Here is a 23,733-nt window from a genome sequence, read left to right as displayed (position 1 = left end):
ATGACTACTACTAACAACCGTTTTCAACAATTTTATCAATTTACTCATAATGCCAAAAAATTCCTTTATCAAAAACAGTCCAAAGTGCTGATTTTTGTTTTGCCGATTTTAAAGCTTGATTTGCCCATGTGTTACAGGTATAAAACAAATTATAACTTCCTTTAGCTTCATAAAAAATATCGTGTTTGCCATAAGAATGCGTACCAATTTGCTGAATTTTCCCTAATTCATTCAACTGAAAACTGCTTTCAAAATAAGCAATAAGGCTTTCATATTGCGTTTTGGAAATCAGTATTTGTTTACAAAACTCATCTTCTTTTAAATGACCATAAAATGTTATGTGCATTGCCGACGAACTTAAACCCGTAATAGCATTTAATGCTGTTGAAACTTTTAAATCTGCCCAAGTGGGTGTGTCTAAATAAAAACCTCTATCGCCCCATCCAAAGGCTAAATTTTGTCGTGTAGAATCTTTTGCCTTAGTGTTTAGATATGAAATGTCTTGAGACCAATCTTTTATTTCGTTTTTTAACGGAACTACAATATCTGTATGTACCCCATTTGAAAGTATGTAAATTGGAATGTTTTTATTGTTTTCAACAACATTGTCATTTACTGTTATTACCGACATTATGACTATTACTAACGCATAAACCAATAAAAAAGCAATAATTCCTAAAACTGATTTTAGTAAAACCTTAAAGGTATTTTTTAGTTTTTTCATTGAAATATGTATTTAATTAGAATGCATCAAATATTGAACCAAAAAAACTTAATTACTAATCTCTAATTTATACCCAACTCCATGAATATTTATAATTTTAACAGATTCATCATATTTTAATTTCAATCTAAGTTTTGAAATATACGTATCGAGGCTTCTTCCTACAAATACACCGTTATCTTCCCAAACTTTTTTAGACAACTCGTCTCTTTTAATAATTTGGTTAGGTTTTGAAATAAAAATGGCCAACAATTCACATTCTTTCTTTGAGAGACTTATTTTAACACCTTCTTTTATCAGTATATTTTGTTCAGGATAAAACTTATATTTCCCAATTGTTGCATAATTTTCTGAATATTCATCTGAAGAAACAATTTTAGCTTTTCGTTTGAAATAAAAAAGCAACATAACTCCTAAAATTCCAAACAATAAAACATATATCAACCAAGAATAAGAATCGGTTTTTTTTACCTTTATACTTTTTGTAAATTGAACATTAATAAAGTAGCAGGCTTTATTTAACGGTCTTCCTTTACAAGGAATTATCCCTTTTTCTGTATTTTGATTCATTTGGTAACTATAAGCTACTTCGTAATCTTTACACTGAATTACTTCAACCAAATAATGTTGTGGCAAATTTGCTTTTTGAAAGCTGTTTTTTACAAGAGTTATTAAACTATCTGGATTAATGATTAATTGTTGTTCAAATGATAATTGATATTTTAATTCGTCTAATTTCTTTACGGGTTTTACAACCGACACAGAATCATGATTAATTAATAATAAATGATGTCCAACATTGCGTAATGCCACTTTTACAAGTCCAGAAGAATCCTCAGTAGATTCCGTAGAACAAGAAAACATACAAGAAAACAGTCCTAAAATGAGTAAAACTTTAAATAGATATTTGATATAGTAATTCATAATTATTTGCAAATAACATACAATTTCATAACATTTTACAAGTATTGACATTTTTTTGACATTTTTTTGACACTTTTTTGACACTTTAACATTGAGCAAATTGTAATTTTACTCTGTTACAAAATTTCAATATCTAAAAAACATAAAAATGAAAAAATTAATCCTTTCTCTTTGTATATTAATCTTTCTAAGTTGTAAAATAGATCGTTTAAAAACTGAATCTAATATTGAAAGTAATTTTGCTCAACTTCCAAAATCAGAAATTAGTACGCAATCTGTTTATGGTCCAAATTTACCAACTCAACCTTATGACATAAAACTCGACATACACAAACTAAGTAATGATTTTTATGATTTAGACATACAAATGCTTCTTTACAACGATGCGTATTATGCTTCTCCAAATGCTAAAAGAGATCTTAAAGGTAAATTCACTTTTTTTATAAACAACAATGAGTCATTTATCTTAAATAAGAACCTCGTTGAAACACCTCTATCTAATAAAAAGTTTAATTCTAGTACAAATGACAAAGGTTTGACGAATTGGGTAGGAGTTGACATGTCTTATAAACAAAGAATTCAAATTACAACTACTGAAGATTTTGAAGTTAGAGGTTATATTCAATTTACCATTGAACCTCGCTGTACTTTAGAAAAAATACCTGTTTTTATTCAATACAAAAATGGTGTAATGAAATTTGAAATTGACAAGTGTTAATAAAGTTCAAGTTTAAAAATAAATTATGAGATTTCTCCTGTGTCGAAATGACAATCGTTACTTTGAATACACAAAAAAACCTGTAAATTTCTTTACAGGTTTTTTTTTAATTTTACCTCACTTCGACAAGCTCAGTGTGACAGCTATAGTATCTATACGTTAAAACGGAAATGCATTACATCTCCATCTTTTACGATGTATTCTTTCCCTTCTACTCTTAATTTACCTGCTTCTTTTACTTTAGCTTCAGTTCCGTAGTTTGAATAATCTTCAAACGCAATAACTTCTGCACGAATAAATCCTTTTTCAAAGTCGGTATGAATAACTCCTGCTGCTTGTGGCGCAGTATCTCCAACATTAATAGTCCAAGCTCTTACTTCTTTTACTCCAGCTGTAAAATACGTTTGTAAGTTTAATAATTTATAGGCTGCACGAATTAACACTGCCGAACCTGGTTCAGTTAATCCCATGTCTTCTAAAAACACTTGTCTTTCTTCGTAACTTTCCAATTCAGTAATATCAGCCTCTGCTCCTACTGATAAAATGATTACCTCAGCATTTTCGTCTTTTACCAATTCTTTTACTTGCTCAACATACTTATTCCCTGAAACTGCAGAGTTTTCATCAACATTACATACATACAAAACCGGTTTATTTGTAATTAATTGAAAACCAGTCATTAACTCTTCTTCGTCGTTGTTTTGTGGCGTAACCGTTCTTGCAGATTTTGCTTCTAAAAGTGCAGTTCTTATTCTTTCTAATAAAGCAGTTTCAACTTGCGCTTCTTTATTACCGGTTTTAGCTGCTTTTTTTGTTTTTTCTAAACGTTTTTCAACTGTTTCTAAGTCTTTTAATTGCAATTCGATGTCGATTGTTTCTTTATCGCGAATAGGATTTACATTTCCATCTACATGCACAATATTGTCGTTATCAAAACAACGTAAAACGTGAATAATTGCATTACATTCTCTAATGTTTCCTAAGAATTGATTTCCTAATCCTTCCCCTTTACTTGCTCCTTTTACTAAACCTGCAATATCAACAATATCAACAGTTGCCATTTGAACTCTTTCTGGTTTTACCAATTCTTCCAAACGATTAATTCTTGGGTCTGGTACGTTTACTACACCTATATTTGGTTCAATTGTACAAAAAGGGAAGTTTGCGCTTTGTGCTTTAGCATTTGACAAACAATTAAATAAAGTTGATTTTCCAACATTTGGTAATCCTACAATTCCTGCTTTCATTGTGAATGTATTTTTTAAAAGTGTGCAAATATAGCTTAAAAGTTATTGAGTAACAAAGTGCTAAGATGCAAAGTTTATTAGACTAAAAAACTCCTCTAATTTGAGGAGCTTATTATTATTCGTTATGTAAAAATGCCTGTCTGTTTAAAAGCGTTTCTTCGCTTTCTACATGATTATCATCAGGAATACAACAATCAACAGGACAAACTGCTGCACATTGTGGTTCTTCATGAAAACCTTTACATTCTGTACATTTTCCAGGAACAATATAATACACATCATCAGAAATAGGCGTTTGGGCAGCATCTGAATCAACTTCAGTACCATCTGGTAAAATAATTTTACCACTTAATTTTGTACCATCTTTATACCTCCAATCGTCTGCACCTTCGTATATTGCAGTGTTCGGACATTCTGGCTCACAAGCGCCACAATTTATACATTCATCTGTTATAATTATTGCCATTTCTTTAAAAGTTTAATTGTTTAAAAGTTTAATTGTTTAAAAGTTATACACCTTACAACATAAACTTTTGGCTAATGCTTTTTCACTCACTATATTTGTGCAAAATTACAATGTAAACCACATATATACAAATAACAAATGTTACAAATTGAAATTAAAAATTGTTTTATTGAATTAGGGAAGTTTTTAAGTCAGTTTTCTTTAGAAAAAAATGAAGCAAAACCCAATGTAAAAAACAATACTCTATATTTTGATGAATTTGTAAAACTAATTGAACTATCTCAGTCTCATAACGGTTGGTTTACACCAGAACAAGTTTATTTCTCTATTCATTCTTGGTCGGAAGCCTTAAAAGAAGAGAATTTAAACAAATGGTTAAGCAATTATACTTTTAAAGAAAATTCAAATAAAAATGTTGGATTAATATTAGCTGGAAATATACCTTTAGTTGGTTTTCATGATTTTTTGTCGGTTTTAATAACTGGACATAATGTTTTAGTAAAAACATCTTCAAACGATCAACATTTAATACAATTTTTAGCCCAATATTTAATTTCTATTGACGAAAGATTAAAAGGAAAAATAACTTTTATTGAAGGTAAACTAGAAGATTTTGACGCTGTTATTGCTACCGGAAGTAATAATACTTCCCGTTATTTTGAATATTATTTTAAAAGTAAGCCCAATATTATAAGAAAAAACAGAAATTCAGTAGCTGTTTTAAATGGTAATGAAACTTCTGAAGATTTAGAAAATCTAGGAGAAGACATTTTTAGGTATTTTGGTTTAGGTTGTAGAAATGTATCAAAATTATTTGTTCCAAAAGGATATGATTTTAAACATTTTTTTGAATCTATTTTTAAATATAAAGATGTTATTTTTTATGAAAAATACGCTAATAACTACGACTACAATAAAGCCGTTTTCTTAATGAGTTTATACAAACTTTTAGATAATGAATTCTTAACTTTAAAAGAGGACACAAGTTATTCATCTCCTATTTCAAGTGTTTTTTATGAATTTTACGATAACATTGAAGATGTAAAAAGTCGTTTAGAAAAAGAATCAGAACAAATTCAATGCATAGTTTCTAATAACTTAATTGAAAATAGTATTTCATTTGGACAAACACAAAAACCTCAACTTTGGGATTATGCTGATAATATCGATACTTTGAATTTTTTAATCAATCTTTAAATTAAAGATTATTGAAATAAAAGTGTTAAAAAAAACACTTTTATTAATAAAATCAAATTATTATTACAATATTATCACACGTTTTTTACACATTTTTTACGAAATTTACACCTTTAAACAACCCACTACAATTTATTTAAAAAAAATGAAAAAACACAACTATAGCGCAGGTCCTTGCATTTTACCACAAGAAGTATTTGAAAAAGCTGCACAAGCAGTTTTAAATTTCAACAATTCTGGGTTATCTATTTTAGAAATTTCTCACAGAAGCGCTGATTTCGTTGCCGTTATGGAAGAAGCTAGAAATTTAGCTTTAGAACTTTTAGGTCTAGAAGGAAAAGGATACCAAGCTTTATTCTTACAAGGGGGAGCAAGTTTAGAATTCTTAAGAGTTCCACAAAACTTAATGCAAGAAAATGGAAAAGCGGCTTATTTAGATTCTGGAACATGGGCAAATAGCGCTATTAAAGAAGCTAAAGCGTTTGGAGAAACTATTGTCGTAGGCTCTTCTAAAGAGGCAAATTATACTTTTATTCCAAAAGAATACACTATTCCATCTGATGCAAATTATTTTCACTGTACCTCAAACAATACTATTTTTGGTACACAAATGAAATCATTCCCACAAACTTCAGTTCCTGTTGTTTGCGATATGAGTTCTGATATTTTTTCACGTAGTTTAGATTTTTCAAAATTTGATATCATTTATGCTGGAGCTCAAAAAAATATGGGACCAGCAGGAGTTACTTTAGTAGTAATCAAAGAAGAAGTTCTTGGAAAAACAGGAAGAAATATTCCAAATATTTTAAATTACCAACAACATATTGCTAAAGAAAGCATGTATAATACGCCACCTGTATTCGCAGTTTATACATCATTACTAACTTTACAATGGTTAAAATCTAAAGGTGGAATTGCGGTAATTGAAAAAGAAAATGAAGCAAAAGCAGCTTTACTTTATACGGAAATTGATAGAAATCCACTATTTAAAGGAGCTGCTAATAAAGAAGATCGTTCTATAATGAATGCTACTTTTTTACTTGCGGATGAAAATCATAAAGAAACATTTGATAAAATGTGGAAAGCAGCTGGAATATCTGGTATAAACGGACATCGTTCTGTAGGTGGCTATAGAGCTTCAATGTACAATGCTTTGCCTATTGAAAGTGTTCAGGTTTTAGTAAATGTAATGAAAGAATTAGAAAATGAAATATAGTAATTAGTTACTGGTAAATGGTAACTAGCAAAAAATATAAAAATGAAAGTTTTAGCAAACGATGGTATTTCTAAAAGCGGAATTAAAGCTTTAGAAAAAGGAGGATTTGAAGTTATTACCTCTAAAGTAGCACAAGAACAAGTTGCAAATTATATAAATACACATTCAATCAGTGTATTATTAGTTAGAAGCGCTACTAAAGTAAGACAAGACATTATAGATAATTGCCCAGGATTAAAAATTATTGGTCGTGGTGGTGTAGGAATGGATAATATTGATGTAGATTATGCTCGTAGTAAAGGGATACATGTAATCAACACACCAGCTTCTTCTTCTGAATCAGTTGCAGAATTGGTTTTCGCTCATTTATTTTCTGGAGTTCGTTTTTTACATGATTCTAACAGGAACATGCCTCTTGAAGGTGATACCAATTTTAATGGTTTAAAGAAAGCTTATGCAAATGGCTTAGAATTAAGAGGAAAAACATTGGGGATTATTGGTTTTGGAAGAATTGGTCAAGCTGTAGCAAAAATTGCTCTTGGTTTAGGAATGAAAGTAATTGCTTCTGATAAATATGTTGGACAAGCAGTAATTAGAGTTGACTTTTATAATGGCCAATTCATTAATGTAGATATTATAACTGAACCGTTAGAAGATTTATTTAGACATTCTGATTTTATTACTTTGCATGTACCAGCTCAAGACGGCTATGTTATTGGAAGAGATGAATTAAAACTCATGAAAGAAGATGTTGGAATAGTTAATGCAGCTCGCGGTGGTGTTATAGATGAAGTAGCTCTTGTAGAAGCTCTAGACGAAGGAAAAGTTTTATTTGCTGGTTTAGATGTTTTTGAAAACGAACCAACTCCTGAAATTAAAATATTAATGAATCCAAAAATATCATTAACTCCACATATTGGTGCTGCCACTATTGAGGCTCAAGACAGAATTGGCACAGAACTTGCAGAGCAAATTATAAGTTTACTTAAAAATAGTTAATATTTTTTTGTAACTTTATGATTTAACTTAAATTTTAAAACAAAATTATGTCAGGAATTACAGATTTATTAAACAGCGATATGGGTAAGGAACTTGTAAGTTCAATTTCTCAAAAAACAGGAATTGATGCTTCACAAGCGTCTAAAGTTGTTTCATCCGGATTACCTGCTCTTATGGGGGCTATGCAAAATAACCTAAGCTCTGCTGAAGGTGCTTCAGGATTATTAAGTGCATTAACAAGCGGAAAACACGATGGAAGCATTTTAGACAACCTTGGCGGATTTTTAAATGGTGGAGATTTCTCTGATGGTTCAAAAATATTAGGACATGTTTTAGGAGGAAATCAAGACACAATGGTTCAAGGATTGAGTTCTAAAACTGGTGTAGACTCTAGTATTATTTCTAAAATATTACCTATGCTTGCTCCTATTGTCATGGGATATTTAGGTAAACAAACAAAAAGTAAAGGAGTTTCTAATGGTTCTGACTTAAGCGGAATGTTAGGAGGACTATTAGGAGGTGCTGGTGGAAATTCAATGTTAACATCTGTATTAGATCAAAATGGAGATGGTAAACTTGATGTTAGTGACGCAATGTCTGCATTAAGCGGAAAGAAAAAAGGTGGTCTTGGAGGTTTACTAGGCGGACTTTTTGGAAAAAAATAGTTTATATAATTCGTAATAAAATATTAAAAGCACTGACTATGTCGGTGCTTTTTAATATCTTTATAATTCTATTTTTATTATATAATGAAAACATATATAATCATCCTCTTAAGTTTATTTGGTCTTTTATTTTCTTGTAAAAGCCAGCAAAATGATGTGGAATTAAAAAAAGATTCTAATCTGATAGAATCCGACACTATTAGAATTGCAAATGAAGAATTAGAATACGAAATAATAATTATAGATGCAGGGTTTTCTTCTTGGATTAATACTTCTGCTAAACCAAGAAATTTTTACACGCAGTCTTACTTAGAAGCAAGAAATAGAGTTTGGGTGCAAGAATGGAATCAAAGAGCAAACTTTCCTTCGCAGTATTCAAACTTATATGAATTACCTATTAACTATGAAAGCAGTGTTAATTATGGATATGAAGTAAATTATATGTTATATAATTATTTGGTTTACTTTCAATTAAAAAACAATCAAAAATTAGGATTTTTTCCTGCAAGAAGATAATAATGAATAAATTAAAAGAACGCTGGAACATAACAAGCAACTGGCAATTAACAAAAATATTAATAGTATTTGCAATTACTGGATTTAGTTCATTACAATTAGCTAAACCATTTTTAAACTTAATAGGTATTCCAGAAACATTTGAACCACATTGGTTGTATCGTGTTTTAAGATTATTATTGATTTTTCCAATTTATCAAGTTTTATTAGTCTTTGTTGGTTTTGTATTTGGAGAATTTAAATTCTTTTGGGAATTTGAAAAGAAAATGCTTTATAGAATGAAACTTGGCTTTATTGCAGATTTTTTCGACAATAAACTAAAAAAATAAAGCTCCAACTGGAGCTTTTTATTTTTTATAAACATAAGTATACAACCAAGTCAAGGTAAACGTAGGAATAATATCTATAAATGGAAATACTTCTTCAATAAAACCAATTATACCCGCAACTTTACCTGTTGTACCTTGATACATTTTCATTAATAATATTCCTGAAATTGGCGCCCAAATTAAATCAATAGTCTCTGCGTATAAAGGAATTGCATAAGAAATCATTCCTATTAAATCGAAAAGAATACCTAAATATAATTTTGTAAATTTATTTGATTGTTTCTTATGTTCACTTTTTTGTAAAATGGTTTTCATAGTAATGCATAACTTTTATTACTACTTAATAATCAAAATGAGTGCCAATCCTTATTCTTTACCAATTAATTTATAGAAATCTTCTCTAAATGCCTTATCAGTAAAAGCACCGCCATACTGCAAGGTTGAAGTAAAACTAGATTCATCTTTAATTCCTCTACTAGAAACGCACAAATGTTTTGCTTCAATTACAACCATTACATCTTCCGTTTCAAGAACTGTTTTTAATTCATTGAAAATTTGCATAATCATTCTTTCTTGAACTTGTGGTCTCTTAGCGTAATAATCAACAATTCTATTCAGTTTTGACAATCCAATTACTTTACCCGATGATATGTAACCCACATGAGCTTTACCAACTATAGGTAAGAAATGATGTTCACAAGTTGAATTAAAACTTATATTAGCTTCAACAAGCATTTTATTGTATTGATATGAATTATCAAATACTGATATTTTAGGTTTATTCATTGGGTTTAAACCCGAAAATATTTCTTGAACAAACATTTTAGCAACTCTATGTGGAGTTCCACGCAAACTATCATCTGTTAAATCAAGCCCTAATTCGTTCATAATTACTTCAAAGTGTTTTGAAATAACTTTCATTTTCTCTTCATCGGATTTAACAAAGGCATCAGCTCTCATTGGAGTTTCAGCAGATGTCATTTGGTGATTGTCGCCTATAATTTCAAATATTTCGTTTTCAATAGTAGTTTTCATAGCAATTTTCCTCTATTTAAGTTTCGATTTGTAATATTTTCTTAATTTTTCCAATTTTGGCACAATCACCATCTGACAATAACCTTGCTGACTATTTTCAGCATAATAATCTTGGTGATATTCTTCCGCTTCATAAAACACAACTGCCGATGAAACTTTAGTAACAATAGGCTTATTATATAATTTTTCGTTTTCAATGAATTTTATATAATCTTCTGCTTTATCTTTTTGTTCCTGTGAATGATAAAAAATTTCACTTCTGTATTGCGTTCCTACATCTGCGCCTTGACGGTTTAATGTCGTTGGATCATGAGTTCCAAAAAATACTTCTAACAAATCTTCAAAAGCAATTTCTTTTGGGTCAAAAATAATTTGTATAGCTTCGGCATGACCAGTTGTTCCTGTACAAATCTCTTTATATGAAGGGTTTTTAATCATTCCTCCAGTATAGCCTGAAATCACTTTTTCAACACCTTTTAATTCTGTAAAAACAGCTTCTGTACACCAAAAACATCCGCCAGCAAAAGTGGCAACTTCCATATTATTCTCTACATTCATTTTAACTGGTTCTTTAAATTCTTTAATTTCAGTTTTCTTTTCTTGCGATTGACACGATTGAAAAACGAACAAAAATGCAACTAATAAATTTTTCATAATATTATTTTGTTTAACAAATGTATGTATTTAATTAAACAAAACAACATGTTTAACTAAAATTTATAATTTATATACGTAAATAAATATCAGAATAGATTTAGAATAGAAAAAAAAAATAGTTTCTTTGTACAAAGCTAGATTATGATTATTGCAAATAATTTACATAAAAAATACGACGAACTTCATGTTTTAAAAGGAGTTAGTTTACATATTAAAAAAGGAGAAATTGTTTCTATTGTTGGTGCTTCAGGTGCTGGAAAAACAACTCTTTTGCAAATATTAGGAACATTAGATTTGCCTTCAAAAGAAGCTTCAACTTCACTTATAATTAATGGAGAAGATATTTTGAAGATGAAAGATAAAGCAATGTCTCAATTTAGAAACTTAAATTTAGGATTCATTTTTCAATTTCATCAATTATTACCGGAATTTACAGCTTTAGAGAATGTTTGTATTCCAGGATTTATTGCTAAAAGAAATAAAAATGAAGTTGAGGAAGAAGCTAAAAAACTATTAGACTTCCTTGGTCTTTCTCATAGAATAAACCATAAACCAAATGAACTTTCAGGTGGTGAACAACAACGAGTAGCAGTTGCAAGAGCTTTAATTAACAAACCTGCTGTAATTTTTGCCGATGAACCTTCTGGAAACTTAGACACCAATACTGCCGAAAATTTACATCAATTATTTTTTAAACTTCGTGATGAATTTGGTCAAACTTTTGTAATCGTTACGCATAATGAAGAATTAGCCAACATGGCTGACAGAAAATTAGTTATGGTAGACGGAAATATTGTTTAAAATAAGCATGACACAAGCAGAACTCAAAGAATTTTTAGACGAAAAAGTAATTTTATACAATAATCCAAAATTTATTGAGAGCGATCCTATTCAAATTCCACATTCATTTACTTTAAAAGAAGACATTGAAATTGCTGGGTTCTTAAGTGCAACCATAGCTTGGGGAAATCGTAAAATGATTATTAACAATGCGAAGCGATTAATGGAAATAATGGGCAATTCGCCTTACGATTTCATAGTGAACCATAAAGAAAATGACTTAGAAAAGTTATCCGGTTTTGTTCACCGAACTTTTAATTCAATTGATGCCGTTTATTTTATAAAAAGTCTTCAAAATATTTACCAAAACCATAATGGCTTAGAATCAGTTTTTGCAAAACATCAAGAAAAAAGTAGTCTTCAAAAAAGTATTTCAGAAGCCAAAAAAGTTTTTTTTGAATTAGAACATCCGCAAAGAACAACCAAACATTTTTCGGATCCAATGAACGGTTCTGCCGCAAAAAGAATTAACATGTTTTTGCGATGGATGATAAGGCAAGACAACTGTGGAGTTGACTTTGGAATTTGGAAAACTATTTTACCAAGTGCAGTTTCTTGTCCGTTAGATGTTCATTCTGGAAATGTTGCACGAAAATTAGGATTACTTACAAGAAAACAAAACGATGCAAAAGCATTACTTGAATTAGATACCAATTTAAGAAAACTAGATCCTATTGACCCTTCAAAATACGATTTTGCGTTATTTGGATTAGGGATTTTTGAAAAGTTTTAATTTAAAAAAACAACCAACAATATAAAATCATTAAAATGCGTTTATAAGTTTTTAACTTCTAAATCATTTGCTGATGAAAATTTTCAAAAACTTTCTTGGGTTATTCGTTTTAACATTATTATTTATTTCTTGTAAAAATGAAAATACTAATTCTAAAAATGAAGATGTAATACCTATAATAAATCCACCACTTCCAAAAGCAAATATAAAATATGATAATTATAGACTTAACCCAAATAAAGACACTATAATACATCATAAATCTGGAGCTATTTTAGAAATTCCAAAAAATGCTTTTTTAAATTCTAAAGGAGAAATTGTTACAGATTCAGTTGATATTCAATTTAGAACTTTTTCAAACCCTTTAGAGATTTATTTAGGTGGAATTCCAATGAATTTTAACGTCAATAATCAAGAGATGGTTTTTGAGTCTGCAGGAATGTTTGAAATAAATGCAAATTTACCTGAAGAGAACTTAAAAGTAAATCCAGAAAACAAAATAAATGTTTCGCTAAATAGCTTTAGTAATGATAGTAATTTCAACACATATGATTTTAACACTGAATCAAATGTTTGGATTGAAACTGGAAAGGATAAAAAAAATGAAATTTCAAAAGAAGAAGCTTTAAAAAAATTACCAGAATTACCAGCTCCTCCAAAATTAACAACAAAAGCAGCTTTTAAAATACTAGACGAAAGAGATGAATCTAATACATTAGCAGAATATAACAATGTTTGGTTTGAACCTATAAACGGAGAAAAAGTAGGATATAGTGGTAAGGATATTAAAGTAAAAGATTTGAAGAACGGAACATATGAAGTAACTTTTGAATCTTGGTATGATTTAAAAAAGGATGACGATAAAAAAGTTATTTGTTATTTAGCTTTTGACAATAATGCAAGTTATTCAAAAGCGCTTAAAAGATATCAAAACAAATATGCAAAAAGAATTAAAGAAGATAAACAAAAAAGAGAGAAAATTGAGAGAGAATGGGCAATTTATGATAAACAATTAGAAGAATATAAGCTTTTCTTTGCTAAAAATGAAATTGAAAAAACAAACGGAAGTCAAAAAATAATTAGAAGTTTAGAAGTAAATAATTTTGGTTTTGTAAATGTAGATCGACCTATAGACTTTCCTCAAGGTGGAGTAATAAACCCTATTTATGTAGATGCAAACAACAACAAAATACAATTAAAAGAAGTTGTTCTTATTGAAACCGGTAGGAATTCTTTATATAGATATAAAAATGAAATAAAATTTAATCCAAATAATGAAAATCTGCTTTGGGGACTAACTGAAGAGGGAAAATTAGCTTATTTTACAAAACAAGATTTTAAAAAAATTACTCAAATTAATGGAAATGTAACTTTAAAGATGAACATACATCCAGAAGAATTAAAAAGTTATGATGAAATTATAGCTGTATTATTTCCTCAATAATTGTAATTTAATTATCTAATTCAAAAATATAATGTAACATAACATGTTTATTATCGTCTTGTTATAAAACAAACTACTTTGGAAACGATACTTACCATTCAGAATTTAAATAAAATTTACGGTCGAAAAGTACACGCTGTAAAAAACCTTTCTTTCGAAATTAAAAAAGGAAATGTTTATGGAATTTTAGGACCAAATGGCTCTGGAAAATCTACTACATTAGGAATTACACTAAATGTTGTTAATAAAACTTCAGGCGATTATAAATGGTTTGATGGTTCAATGAAAACTCATGAAGCATTAAAAAAAGTAGGTGCAATTATTGAACGTCCGAACTTTTATCCTTATATGACAGCTGAAGAAAACTTAAAGCTGGTTTGTAAAATTAAAAGCATTCCGTTTGAAAAAGTAGCAGAAAAATTAGAATTAGTTGGATTATTAGATCGGAAAGATGATAAATTCAGCACATTTTCATTAGGTATGAAACAGCGTTTAGCGATTGCTTCTGCCCTATTAAATGATCCTGAAATTTTGATTCTAGACGAACCTACAAATGGTTTAGACCCGCAAGGAATTAGACAAATTAGAGATTTAATTCGTATTATCGCTTCTCAAGGAACTACTATTTTATTGGCTTCGCATTTATTAGACGAAGTTGAAAAAGTATGCAGTCACGTTGTCGTTTTACGAAAAGGAGAAATGTTATATCAAGGTACAGTTGAAGGAATGCTTTCTAGTGAAGGTTTCTTCGAATTGCAAGCCGATGACATGGATTTACTTGAATCAATACTTAAAAATCATCCATCTGTAGAAAAAATAATTACCGAAGAAGGAAAATTGTTAGTTTACTTAAACAGTGTTTTAGAACCTAAAGATTTAAACACTTACTTATTTCAAAACAATATTGTTTTAAATCATTTAGTAAAAAGAAAAAACAGTTTAGAAGAGCAGTTTTTACAATTAACAAACAACAACTAATTCCTACACGATGAAAAGATTACTTTCTATAGAACTTCAAAAATTATTTAAAAACAGATCAAGTAAGATTTTAATTCTAGCTTACTTTATTTTACTTTCTCTAATTGCTTTAATTGCGTCTTTAAAATTTAACATTGGAAGTTTTGAAATAAATATTGCCGAACAAGGTATTTTTAACTTTCCATACATTTGGCATTTTAACACATATATTGCTTCTATTTTAAAATTATTTTTAGCTATTGTTATTGTTTCCATGATGGCTAATGAATACAGTTATGGAACTTTAAAACAAAATTTAATAGACGGAATGAGTAAAAAAGAATTCATTTTATCTAAATTTTACACCATACTTTTGTTTGCTTTTACGTCTACGATTTTCATTTTTGTATTGTCCTTAATTTTAGGCTATACATTTTCTTCATATGATGAATTTTCTATTGTTGTAACTGAAATGGAGTACCTATTCGCTTACTTTGTAAAACTAGTTGGTTTCTTTTCTTTTTGTTTATTTCTGGGGGTTTTAATCAAAAGAAGTGCTTTTGCACTTGGATTCTTAATGATTCAATATATTGGCGAAAGAGTTACATTTGGCATCTTAAAGAAACACTTTTTATCAGATAAATTGGCAAATGATTTATTCGATTTATTTCCGCTTGAGGCAATGAGTAACTTAATCAAAGAACCATTTACAAGACTATCGGCAATTAGTAATATTGAGACAGCAATTGGTGGCGAAAAAGTATGGCGTTTTTATGGCGTTCATTTTGGAGAAGTGAGCATTGTGTTAGTTTGGACTTTTATATTTATTTTAACATCTTTTTATATTCTTAAAAAACGAGATTTGTAGTATCTTTGCCGAGCTATGAAAAAAACGATTCTTATTTTTTTTTTAACATTACTTTCTCACATACAACTAACTGAGGCTCAAGTAATAACTGTTAACGAAAATTATACACCCACTCAATTAATAGAAAACATTCTTTTACAAAGTTCATGTGCCTCTGTTAGTAATGTTACTGTTTCTGGAGGAAACTTTTCTAGTGGAGAATTATCTTATGGCTCTTTTGATGCAAATGGAAGTAATTTTCCTTTTCAAAATGGAATCATTTTAAGTACAGGAAAAATAAATAATGCTCCGGGGCCTAACACTAGTATTCTTGATGATGGAGGGAATATGGGATGGGATGGAGATTTAGATCTACAAAATGCACTAGGTTTGTCAAATTCTTACAATGCAACCATTTTAGAATTTGATTTTATTCCCTTAGGCAATCAGATTAGTTTTGATTACATGTTATCATCTGAACAATATTTAACAAATCCCTCTTCTAATCAATGTAACTATACTGACGGATTCGCCTTTTTATTAAAAGAAGTAGGAACTTCAACCTATCAAAATTTAGCAGTAATACCCGGCACTTCAATACCTGTTAAAATAAATACTGTTAGAGGCTCAGGTACAATTTGCCCACCTGCTAACGAACAATATTTTGATGCTTTTAACAGTACAAATCATCCAACTAATTTTAATGGTCAAACTAAAATTTTAACAGCACAAGCAAGTGTTACACCAGGAGCAACTTATCATATTAAATTAGTTATTGCTGATGAAGGAAATTATCGATATGATTCGGCAATTTTTTTAGGTGGAGGTAGTTTCAATTTTGGAGTAGATATTGGTTTAGATAGATTAATTTCAACTGGAAATCCTGTTTGTCAAAATGAAGCAACCACAACAAATCCATACATTTTAGATGCAACTTATCCTGGAGCAACTTATCAATGGAAATATAATGGAATGGATATTATAGGAGCTAATAATGCTACTTTAGAAATCCCTTCTACTTTAGTGCCAATACTTCAAGATGGAATTTATTCTGTAGATGTTACAATTGGCTCTTGTACTGTAAACTCTTTTATAAATTTAGAATTTTCTGAAGATTTAATCTTAAATGAATCTGATTTTACAAAATGTGATGAAGATACTGATCAAGATGGATTAACATCCTTTTCTCAAGTAGATTTTAATGTCATTAAAAACCAATTATTCTCTAATTTACCTACGAATTATCAAATTGGTTTGTTTGCAACAACTACATCAACAACTGAAATTATTTTACCTTATACTAATACAGTTCCATACACTCAAACTATATACGCAAGAATAACAAATATTCAAGGTTGCTATAATGATTACCCAATAAATCTAATTGTAAATACTTTTAATGAAGTGATAACAAATGAAACTATAGGTTTATGCGATGGGAATTCAATAATTTTAGATGCCGGAAATGGATTTACATCTTATAATTGGAATACAAATCCTACTCAGAATTCACAAACGATTTCAATAGATACTCCAGGTATTTATACTGTAACTCTTGAAAACAATTTAGGTTGTTTTAAAAACAAAACATTTACGGTTGTTGGCTCTCAAATTGCTACAATAACTGAAGTAAAAATAAGTGAATTTGGTTCAAATAATTTGGCAACTATTATAACCTCATCCGGAGATTATGAATTTTCATTAGACGGAATTAATTATCAAGATTCAAATACATTTACAAATTTAGAACCTGGAGAATATTTAGTATATGTTCAAGACAAAAATGGTTGTGGAGTGACTACAATGCAATTTTACATATTAGATTATCCAAAATATTTTACTCCAAATAATGATGGTCATAACGATACTTGGCAAATAAAAAATTTAGAAAAAAGAGGTTTAGAAGCAAGTAAAATTTATATCTTTGATAGATATGGGAAACTTCTAAAACAAATTACGCCATTAGGAAATGGCTGGGATGGTTTATTTAATGGAGTAGAACTACCATCAACAGATTATTGGTTTACTTTAGAACAACCAAATGGTAAAACAATTAGAGGCCATTTTTCTCTAAATAGATAAAATGATTAAAAACTTATTACTTGTTGCTTTAGGTGGTGCTTTAGGTAGTGCTTTACGTTATTTAGCAAATGTAAATATTGGCAAAATTTGGCCATTTAAGTTGTATTATGCTACATTTTTAGTAAACATAATTGGTTGTTTATTAATAGGACTTTTTATTGGTTACCTACAAAAAAACGAATCAGCAAACGAACCTTTAAAATTAATTTTAATCACTGGTTTTTGTGGTGGATTTACTACTTTTTCAACTTTTGGGTCAGAAAATTTCAACTTATTACAATCTCAAAATTACATCACATCACTTTTATATATTGCTGCTTCAATAATAATTGGAATAGCTTTTGTAGGTGTTGGAATATACTTATCAAAATAACATGCTAAACGAAAACGAATTAAAAGCCATAAAATTAGAATTACAAACTCCTAAAAAAATTACTATTGTTTCTCATCGAAACCCCGATGGTGATGCCGTTGGTTCTTCTTTAGGATTACTTCATTTTTTGAAAGAATTAAAACACGAAGTCTATTTCATATCTCCAAATGATTATCCTGATTTTTTAGCTTGGATTCCAGATGTAAAAAACACTGTTATTTTTGAAAAAGAAATAGAAAAAGCTGTTGAAATTTTAAAAGCAAGCGATTATATTTTTACGTTAGACTTTAATGCCTTTCATAGAACCGGAGAACAAATGGAAAAAGCTTTACAAAGCTTAACTGTCCCAATGATAATGATAGATCATCATCAAGCACCAGACAGCTATCCACTTTATACTTTTTCTGACACCAATTATGGTTCAACTTGTGAAATGATTTATGATTTTATAAATGCATTAGGATATAACAATCTTATAAATAAAGAAATTGCAACTTGCTTATATGTTGGAATTACAACTGATTCTGGTAGTTTTCGTTTTCCAAAAACAACAGCAAAAACGCATACTTGTGTTGCCGATTTAATTACCAAAGGAATCAACAATAGTGAAATTCATAATTTATTATTTGATAATGCTTCTTACAGTAGATTACAATTACTTGGAAGAGCATTACAAAACCTAACTTTATTAAAAGAATATCACGCTTCATACATTACACTCAGTCAAGAAGAATTAGATACTTTTAATTACAAAAAAGGTGATACAGAAGGAATTGTAAACTATGGACTCAGTTTAGAAGGAATTAACATGACAGCCATTTTTATTGAAAATAAAGAAGAAGGAATTATTAAAATTTCTTTCCGTTCACAAGGCAATGTCGATGTAAATCAGTTTGCTAGAAAATATTTCAACGGTGGCGGTCACATAAATGCAGCTGGAGGTAAATCTTTTTTAAGTTTAGAAGAAACTGTAAAACAATTTATTGCTATTTTAGCAAAAGAAAAACAATAAAAATGAACATACGCTCCATATTAACTATTTTATTTATTGGGATTATTTTTACTAGTTGTTCTAAACAACAAGCAAGAAAGCCTGTTTCTCAAACTTCTGGAACTTTCATGAAAGAATCTATTGAGAGAAATAAAAAATTAATCGCAATTGAAGAACAATTAATTGAAAATATTATTGCTAATGACACTTTAAAAGAATACATCGCTTCTTCTAAAGGGTATTGGTATAAATATGATGTGAAAACTGAAAATGATACTATTCTCCCAAAAAGAGGAGATATTGCTTATTTTAATTATGAAATAAGAGATTTAAAAAATAAAATAATTTATACCGAAGAAGAACTTAAGCCACAAGAATACTTTGTTGATAAACAAAATATAATGATGGGATTAAGAGACGGTATTAAATTAATGAAAAAAGGGGAAACTATAACTTTTCTTTTTCCATCACACATGGCATATGGATACCATGGCGATAATGAAAAAATTCAATCAAACGAACCTTTAATATGTACAGTTAGACTTAATGATATTAAACCCGAAGAAATCACAAAAACTAATTAATTTAAAAATGAAACCAATGACAAGTTTATTCTTAAGCTTATTTGCTTTATTTACATCTTGCACAAATCCAACAGATAAATTAGAAGATGGAATGTATGCCGATGTAAAAACATCCAAAGGAACAATTATATTAAAACTTGAGTTTGAAAAAACTCCAATTACAGTTGCAAATTTTGTTTCATTAGCAGAAGGTAAAAATCCTTTTGTAGAAGAAAAATATAAGGGAAAACCATTTTATGATGGTTTAAAGTTTCATAGAGTCATTGCTGACTTTATGATTCAAGGTGGCGATCCACTTGGTGATGGTTCAGGCGGACCTGGTTATAAATTTAAAGATGAATTTCATAACGATTTAAAACACACTAAAGCAGGAATTTTATCAATGGCTAATGCTGGTCCTGGAACAAATGGAAGTCAGTTTTTTATTACTCATAAAGAAACTCCATGGTTAGATGGTAAGCATTCAGTATTTGGAGAAGTAGTTGAAGGAATTGAAGTTGTAAATGCAATTGCTCAAGATGATGTAATTGAAAGTATAACAATTGTAAGAAAAGGAAAAGACGCTAAGAAGTTTGACGCTGTAAAGGTATTTAAAGACTATTATTCTGTTGAAGCTGTAAATCAAAAAAAGGCTGCTGAAAAAGCGGTAAAAATGAAAACCGAAAAACTTGCCCAATTTGCAAAAGTTAAAGCTACTGGAACAAAAACTCCTTCAGGTTTAATTTACCAAATTATATCAAAAGGTGAAGGCAAAAAACCAGCTAATGGAACAGAAGTATATATCCATTATGCAGGATTTTTAGAAAATGGAGATTTATTTGATACAAGTTATGAAGATGTTGCTGAAATGAATGGAAAACTTGACCCAAATAGAGCAGCAGCAAAACAATACCTACCTTTCCCATTTAAATATGGTGAAAAAAAAGGACTAATAGCTGGTTTTATTGAAGGATTAGAAAATATGAACTATGGAGACAAAGCTTTATTGATTATTCCAGCAAAATTAGGATATGGAGCACAAGGAGCAGGTCATGTAATTCCACCAAACGCAACTATCATATTTGAAGTTGAAATGTTAGAAAAAATGCCTCAACAATAAAAAGCACTTTATTTAAAAAAAGCTCCACAAATTGTGGAGCTTTTTTTTATGAATTAAATTTCCAATCGAAATCATCTTCATTATCTGTAAAGATAGCACCTATTTCAATTTTAAAAACCCTACCATAATCTACATTTACAAATAACCAATTAGTTTCAAAAAAATAATTCTCGGTTCCATCTGAAATTTCTGTTTCAAATTGTGTTAGTTTATTTTCAGCCAATACAGTTTTTACATCTGTCCAATACTGACCAACTATTTTTTTTCCAAACAATTCTAAATTCTCATTTGTTGAAGTAATATAACCTAAACGAAGGTCTTCCTCATCATAAAAAGTCAAACGCATTTTTAGCTCATTATAAATATATACAACATTTTCTTCCTCATCTTCATATCGAGAACTTGGCTTACCGTAAAGAGCTTCTACATCTTTTTGTTTCATTCCAAAAAGCAGTTTGTCTATCCCAAATTTTAATTTAATTTCCATATTATAATTATTTAAATAAAAAATCCCGACTTTCATCGGGATTCAAAAATACTATTTTTTATAAAACATTAAAGATTATTAAATCTTGAAACGTTTTCTATCATTCTCTGTTAAATATATTTTTCTTAAACGAATAGACTTTGGAGTTACCTCAACATATTCATCTTTTTGAATATATTCCAAAGCTTCTTCTAATGAGAAAATAATTGGAGGAATAATTCTTGCTTTTTCATCATTTCCAGAAGAACGTACGTTAGATTGTTTCTTAGCTTTTGTTACGTTAATACACATATCATCACTACGAGAGTTTTCCCCAATTACCTGACCTTCATAGATTTCAGCATTTGGTTCAACAAAGAATTTACCTCTATCTTGTAATTTATCAATAGAATAAGGAATTGCTTTTCCATTTTCCATAGAAATTAAAGAACCATTATTACGTCCAGGAATAATTCCTTTAAATGGCTCATAACCAATGTAACGATGACTCATAATTGCTTCACCAGCAGTAGCAGTTAACAATTGATTACGTAATCCAATAATTCCACGAGATGGAATGTTGAATTTAATAATCATACGCTCACCTTTACCTTCCATAGAAAGCATTTCACCTTTACGAAGAGTTACAAATTCTACAGCTCTACCAGAAAGATTTTCAGGTAAATCAATTGTTAATTCTTCAATTGGCTCACATTTAACACCATCAATTTCTTTAATAATAACTTGTGGTTGACCAATTTGTAATTCATATCCTTCTCTTCTCATTGTTTCAATAAGTACAGATAAATGAAGTACTCCACGACCAAAAACCATAAATTTATCAGCAGAATCAGTTTCACCTAACTTCATAGCTAAGTTTTTCTCCAATTCTTTTGTTAATCTTTCTCTAATATGACGAGAAGTAACAAATTTCCCTTCTTTACCAAAGAAAGGGGAATCATTAATTGTAAACAACATACTCATTGTTGGCTCATCAATAGCAATTGAGGCTAAAGCTTCAGGATTTTCAAAATCAGCAATAGTATCACCAATTTCAAAACCTTCAACTCCAATAATTGCACAAATATCTCCAGCAACAACTTCTTCTACTTTTTTACGTCCTAAACCTTCAAAAGTATGTAATTCTTTTATTCTAGACTTTATTACTTTACCATCTCGCTTTACTAAAGAAATAGGCATTCCTTCGCGTAAAACACCTCTTTCTAAACGACCAATTGCAATACGACCAGTAAAACTTGAGAAGTCTAAAGATGTAATTAACATTTGCGGTGTTCCTTCAAAAACTTTAGGAGCAGGTACATTTTCAATAACCATATCTAATAATGCTTCAACATTATCAGTAACGTTTTCCCAGTGATCAGACATCCAGTTATTTTTAGCTGACCCATAAACTGCTGGGAAATCTAATTGCTCTTCTGTAGCACCAAGTTCAAACATTAAGTCAAAAACTTTTTCATGAACTTCTTCAGGAGTACAGTTTTCTTTATCAACTTTATTGATTACTACACATGGTTTTAATCCTAAATCAATTGCTTTTTGCAATACGAAACGTGTTTGAGGCATAGGTCCTTCAAAAGCATCTACTAACAAACAAACACCATCTGCCATGTTCAATACACGTTCAACTTCACCACCAAAATCGGCGTGGCCTGGAGTATCAATAATGTTAATTTTTGTTCCTTTATATTGAACAGAAACGTTTTTAGAAGTAATAGTAATACCTCTTTCACGCTCTAAATCATTATTATCAAGGATCAAATCACCTGTATTTTCGTTATCACGAAATAACTGACAGTGATACATAATTTTATCAACCAAAGTAGTTTTACCGTGGTCAACGTGGGCAATAATTGCAATGTTTCTAATAGATGTCATTTAACTCTTTTTTTGAAGGTGCAAAGGTACGTTTTATTTTTTTATAAAATTCAACTTTTTAACGCTGAATTAATTATAAAATAAAAAAGCCCAGCAAAATGCTAGGCTTCTTTTAAATATATTATATTAAAACTAATTAAAGTTTTGCTACATGTTTAGTTAACTTTGATTTTAAGTTAGCTGCTTTATTCGAATGAATAATGTTCTTCTTAGCTAATCTATCTATCATTGAAAATACTGAAGGTAATTTAGCCAATGCTTCAGTTTTTTCAGTCGCTATACGAATTGCTTTAATAGCATTACGTGTAGTTTTATGTTGGTACTTATTTAATACTCTTTTTTTCTCTGTGCTTCTAATTCTCTTTAAAGCTGACTTATGATTTGCCATTTTCTACTTTTTTTAATTGTAATAATTATTATAAACTACTAGCCTAAAAAGAAAAACCTCCCACAATTATAAAATCACTTTGGTTTTAACTAATAAAATAAAAATCAGAGACACTAACTTTTATTTTATAAAACTAATCTACAACTAATTTGTAGCCCGTAGGGGAATCGAACCCCTCTTACATGGATGAAAACCATGCGTCCTAACCGATAGACGAACGGGCCTGAGATTTTTTGTAGTCCGTACGGGAATCGAACCCGTGTTACATGGATGAAAACCATGCGTCCTAACCCCTAGACGAACGGACCATTTTATTTCTCTAATGCGGATGCAAAAATAC

The 23,733-nt window shown here is 29.5% G+C and carries 27 protein-coding genes and 2 tRNA genes; 17 read left to right on the top strand and 12 right to left on the bottom strand.

The features are described 5' to 3' along the window. Positions 1 to 40 precede the first annotated feature (40 nt). Together OLM55_RS06950 and OLM55_RS06945 are read right to left on the bottom strand one after the other, a co-directional pair. Positions 41 to 724: a TIGR02117 family protein gene (locus OLM55_RS06950; protein WP_264558189.1), complete on the bottom strand. Its 684-nt coding sequence runs from the start codon at positions 722 to 724 to the stop codon at positions 41 to 43. 48 nt (positions 725 to 772) lie between these two features. Further along, the gene (locus OLM55_RS06945; protein WP_264558188.1) at positions 773 to 1,699 is read right to left on the bottom strand and encodes a helix-turn-helix domain-containing protein; all 927 of its coding nucleotides are present in this window, start codon (positions 1,697 to 1,699) and stop codon (positions 773 to 775) included. Positions 1,700 to 1,796: 97 nt separating this feature from the next. Between OLM55_RS06945 and OLM55_RS06940 the strand changes: the two genes are divergently transcribed. Further along, positions 1,797 to 2,366 carry a hypothetical protein gene (locus tag OLM55_RS06940; RefSeq protein ID WP_264558187.1) on the top strand — a complete coding sequence of 190 codons (570 nt, stop codon included), beginning with the start codon at positions 1,797 to 1,799 and terminating at the stop codon, positions 2,364 to 2,366. A 152-nt stretch (positions 2,367 to 2,518) separates the two neighbouring features. Here OLM55_RS06940 and ychF read toward each other — a convergent pair whose 3' ends face one another. After that, positions 2,519 to 3,613 carry a redox-regulated ATPase YchF gene (gene ychF / locus OLM55_RS06935; protein ID WP_264558186.1) on the bottom strand — a complete coding sequence of 365 codons (1,095 nt, stop codon included), beginning with the start codon at positions 3,611 to 3,613 and terminating at the stop codon, positions 2,519 to 2,521. Between the two features lie 115 nt (positions 3,614 to 3,728). Beyond that, positions 3,729 to 4,079, bottom strand: a complete 351-nt coding sequence (locus OLM55_RS06930; RefSeq protein WP_264558185.1) for a 4Fe-4S dicluster domain-containing protein — start codon at positions 4,077 to 4,079, stop codon at positions 3,729 to 3,731. 138 nt (positions 4,080 to 4,217) lie between these two features. On the opposite strand from OLM55_RS06930, the gene OLM55_RS06925 reads away from it, so the two are divergent. From OLM55_RS06925 to OLM55_RS06900, 6 genes are all read left to right on the top strand, one after another. Next, positions 4,218 to 5,276, top strand: coding sequence for an acyl-CoA reductase (locus OLM55_RS06925; protein ID WP_264558184.1), 1,059 nt, complete (start codon positions 4,218 to 4,220; stop codon positions 5,274 to 5,276). Between the two features lie 145 nt (positions 5,277 to 5,421). Beyond that, complete coding sequence (serC, locus tag OLM55_RS06920; RefSeq protein WP_264558183.1) at positions 5,422 to 6,492, top strand: 3-phosphoserine/phosphohydroxythreonine transaminase; 1,071 nt, start codon at positions 5,422 to 5,424, stop codon at positions 6,490 to 6,492. 42 nt (positions 6,493 to 6,534) lie between these two features. Further along, positions 6,535 to 7,491: a D-2-hydroxyacid dehydrogenase gene (locus OLM55_RS06915; protein ID WP_264558182.1), complete on the top strand. Its 957-nt coding sequence runs from the start codon at positions 6,535 to 6,537 to the stop codon at positions 7,489 to 7,491. A 47-nt stretch (positions 7,492 to 7,538) separates the two neighbouring features. Next, complete coding sequence (locus OLM55_RS06910; RefSeq protein ID WP_264558181.1) at positions 7,539 to 8,156, top strand: DUF937 domain-containing protein; 618 nt, start codon at positions 7,539 to 7,541, stop codon at positions 8,154 to 8,156. 84 nt (positions 8,157 to 8,240) lie between these two features. Next, entirely contained in the window at positions 8,241 to 8,672 is a 432-nt protein-coding gene (locus OLM55_RS06905; RefSeq protein ID WP_264558180.1) for a DUF6146 family protein, read from the top strand. Positions 8,673 to 8,674: 2 nt separating this feature from the next. Further along, entirely contained in the window at positions 8,675 to 9,001 is a 327-nt protein-coding gene (locus OLM55_RS06900) for a DUF6787 family protein (RefSeq protein ID WP_264558179.1), read from the top strand. 18 nt (positions 9,002 to 9,019) lie between these two features. Here the strand turns inward: OLM55_RS06900 and OLM55_RS06895 are convergent, their stop codons facing one another. From OLM55_RS06895 to msrA, 3 genes are read right to left on the bottom strand one after another with little or no spacing between them, the layout of a single operon-like run. Further along, positions 9,020 to 9,316 carry a hypothetical protein gene (locus OLM55_RS06895; RefSeq protein ID WP_264558178.1) on the bottom strand — a complete coding sequence of 99 codons (297 nt, stop codon included), beginning with the start codon at positions 9,314 to 9,316 and terminating at the stop codon, positions 9,020 to 9,022. A 51-nt stretch (positions 9,317 to 9,367) separates the two neighbouring features. After that, positions 9,368 to 10,036 (bottom strand): GTP cyclohydrolase I FolE, encoded by a 669-nt coding sequence (gene folE / locus OLM55_RS06890; RefSeq protein ID WP_264558177.1) that lies wholly within the window; start codon positions 10,034 to 10,036, stop codon positions 9,368 to 9,370. A gap of 12 nt (positions 10,037 to 10,048) precedes the next feature. Continuing rightward, positions 10,049 to 10,690 carry a peptide-methionine (S)-S-oxide reductase MsrA gene (gene msrA / locus OLM55_RS06885; RefSeq protein ID WP_413614306.1) on the bottom strand — a complete coding sequence of 214 codons (642 nt, stop codon included), beginning with the start codon at positions 10,688 to 10,690 and terminating at the stop codon, positions 10,049 to 10,051. 144 nt (positions 10,691 to 10,834) lie between these two features. Here msrA and OLM55_RS06880 point away from each other — a divergent pair, with 144 nt between their 5' ends. The 10 genes from OLM55_RS06880 (at position 10,835) to OLM55_RS06835 (ending at position 20,643) form a co-directional block, all read left to right on the top strand. Beyond that, complete coding sequence (locus tag OLM55_RS06880) at positions 10,835 to 11,494, top strand: ABC transporter ATP-binding protein (protein WP_264558176.1); 660 nt, start codon at positions 10,835 to 10,837, stop codon at positions 11,492 to 11,494. A gap of 7 nt (positions 11,495 to 11,501) precedes the next feature. After that, the gene (locus tag OLM55_RS06875; RefSeq protein WP_264558175.1) at positions 11,502 to 12,266 is read left to right on the top strand and encodes a TIGR02757 family protein; all 765 of its coding nucleotides are present in this window, start codon (positions 11,502 to 11,504) and stop codon (positions 12,264 to 12,266) included. Positions 12,267 to 12,339: 73 nt separating this feature from the next. Then, on the top strand, positions 12,340 to 13,710 hold the full coding sequence (locus OLM55_RS06870; protein WP_264558174.1) for a hypothetical protein: 1,371 nt from the start codon (positions 12,340 to 12,342) through the stop codon (positions 13,708 to 13,710). Positions 13,711 to 13,788: 78 nt separating this feature from the next. After that, complete coding sequence (locus OLM55_RS06865; RefSeq protein ID WP_264558173.1) at positions 13,789 to 14,688, top strand: ABC transporter ATP-binding protein; 900 nt, start codon at positions 13,789 to 13,791, stop codon at positions 14,686 to 14,688. A gap of 10 nt (positions 14,689 to 14,698) precedes the next feature. Then, positions 14,699 to 15,535 carry an ABC transporter permease gene (locus tag OLM55_RS06860; protein ID WP_264558172.1) on the top strand — a complete coding sequence of 279 codons (837 nt, stop codon included), beginning with the start codon at positions 14,699 to 14,701 and terminating at the stop codon, positions 15,533 to 15,535. Positions 15,536 to 15,550: 15 nt separating this feature from the next. Further along, on the top strand, positions 15,551 to 17,596 hold the full coding sequence (locus OLM55_RS06855) for a T9SS type B sorting domain-containing protein (protein WP_264558171.1): 2,046 nt from the start codon (positions 15,551 to 15,553) through the stop codon (positions 17,594 to 17,596). A 1-nt stretch (position 17,597) separates the two neighbouring features. Next, positions 17,598 to 17,969 carry a fluoride efflux transporter CrcB gene (crcB, locus tag OLM55_RS06850; protein ID WP_264558170.1) on the top strand — a complete coding sequence of 124 codons (372 nt, stop codon included), beginning with the start codon at positions 17,598 to 17,600 and terminating at the stop codon, positions 17,967 to 17,969. 1 nt (position 17,970) lies between these two features. Further along, on the top strand, positions 17,971 to 18,981 hold the full coding sequence (locus tag OLM55_RS06845) for a DHH family phosphoesterase (RefSeq protein ID WP_264558169.1): 1,011 nt from the start codon (positions 17,971 to 17,973) through the stop codon (positions 18,979 to 18,981). Positions 18,982 to 18,983: 2 nt separating this feature from the next. Beyond that, positions 18,984 to 19,544: a gliding motility-associated peptidyl-prolyl isomerase GldI gene (gene gldI / locus OLM55_RS06840; protein WP_264558168.1), complete on the top strand. Its 561-nt coding sequence runs from the start codon at positions 18,984 to 18,986 to the stop codon at positions 19,542 to 19,544. 7 nt (positions 19,545 to 19,551) lie between these two features. Then, complete coding sequence (locus OLM55_RS06835; protein ID WP_264558167.1) at positions 19,552 to 20,643, top strand: peptidylprolyl isomerase; 1,092 nt, start codon at positions 19,552 to 19,554, stop codon at positions 20,641 to 20,643. Between the two features lie 46 nt (positions 20,644 to 20,689). On the opposite strand, the gene OLM55_RS06830 is transcribed toward OLM55_RS06835, so the two are convergent. The 5 genes from OLM55_RS06830 to OLM55_RS06810 all read right to left on the bottom strand — a co-directional run bounded on the left by OLM55_RS06830 (position 20,690) and on the right by OLM55_RS06810 (position 23,701). Next, positions 20,690 to 21,130, bottom strand: coding sequence for a hypothetical protein (locus OLM55_RS06830; RefSeq protein WP_264558166.1), 441 nt, complete (start codon positions 21,128 to 21,130; stop codon positions 20,690 to 20,692). Positions 21,131 to 21,208: 78 nt separating this feature from the next. Next, positions 21,209 to 23,005, bottom strand: coding sequence for a translational GTPase TypA (typA, locus tag OLM55_RS06825; RefSeq protein ID WP_264558165.1), 1,797 nt, complete (start codon positions 23,003 to 23,005; stop codon positions 21,209 to 21,211). Positions 23,006 to 23,141: 136 nt separating this feature from the next. After that, positions 23,142 to 23,393 (bottom strand): 30S ribosomal protein S20, encoded by a 252-nt coding sequence (rpsT, locus tag OLM55_RS06820; RefSeq protein WP_264558164.1) that lies wholly within the window; start codon positions 23,391 to 23,393, stop codon positions 23,142 to 23,144. Between the two features lie 152 nt (positions 23,394 to 23,545). Then, positions 23,546 to 23,617 (bottom strand) — tRNA-Glu (locus tag OLM55_RS06815). A gap of 12 nt (positions 23,618 to 23,629) precedes the next feature. Then, positions 23,630 to 23,701 (bottom strand) — tRNA-Glu (locus tag OLM55_RS06810). Positions 23,702 to 23,733 lie beyond the last annotated feature (32 nt).

Origin of the sequence: Flavobacterium sp. N2270 (assembly GCF_025947225.1) — a bacterium.
Classification (GTDB): domain Bacteria; phylum Bacteroidota; class Bacteroidia; order Flavobacteriales; family Flavobacteriaceae; genus Flavobacterium.
This window is presented reverse-complemented; position numbering and strand designations above follow the sequence as displayed.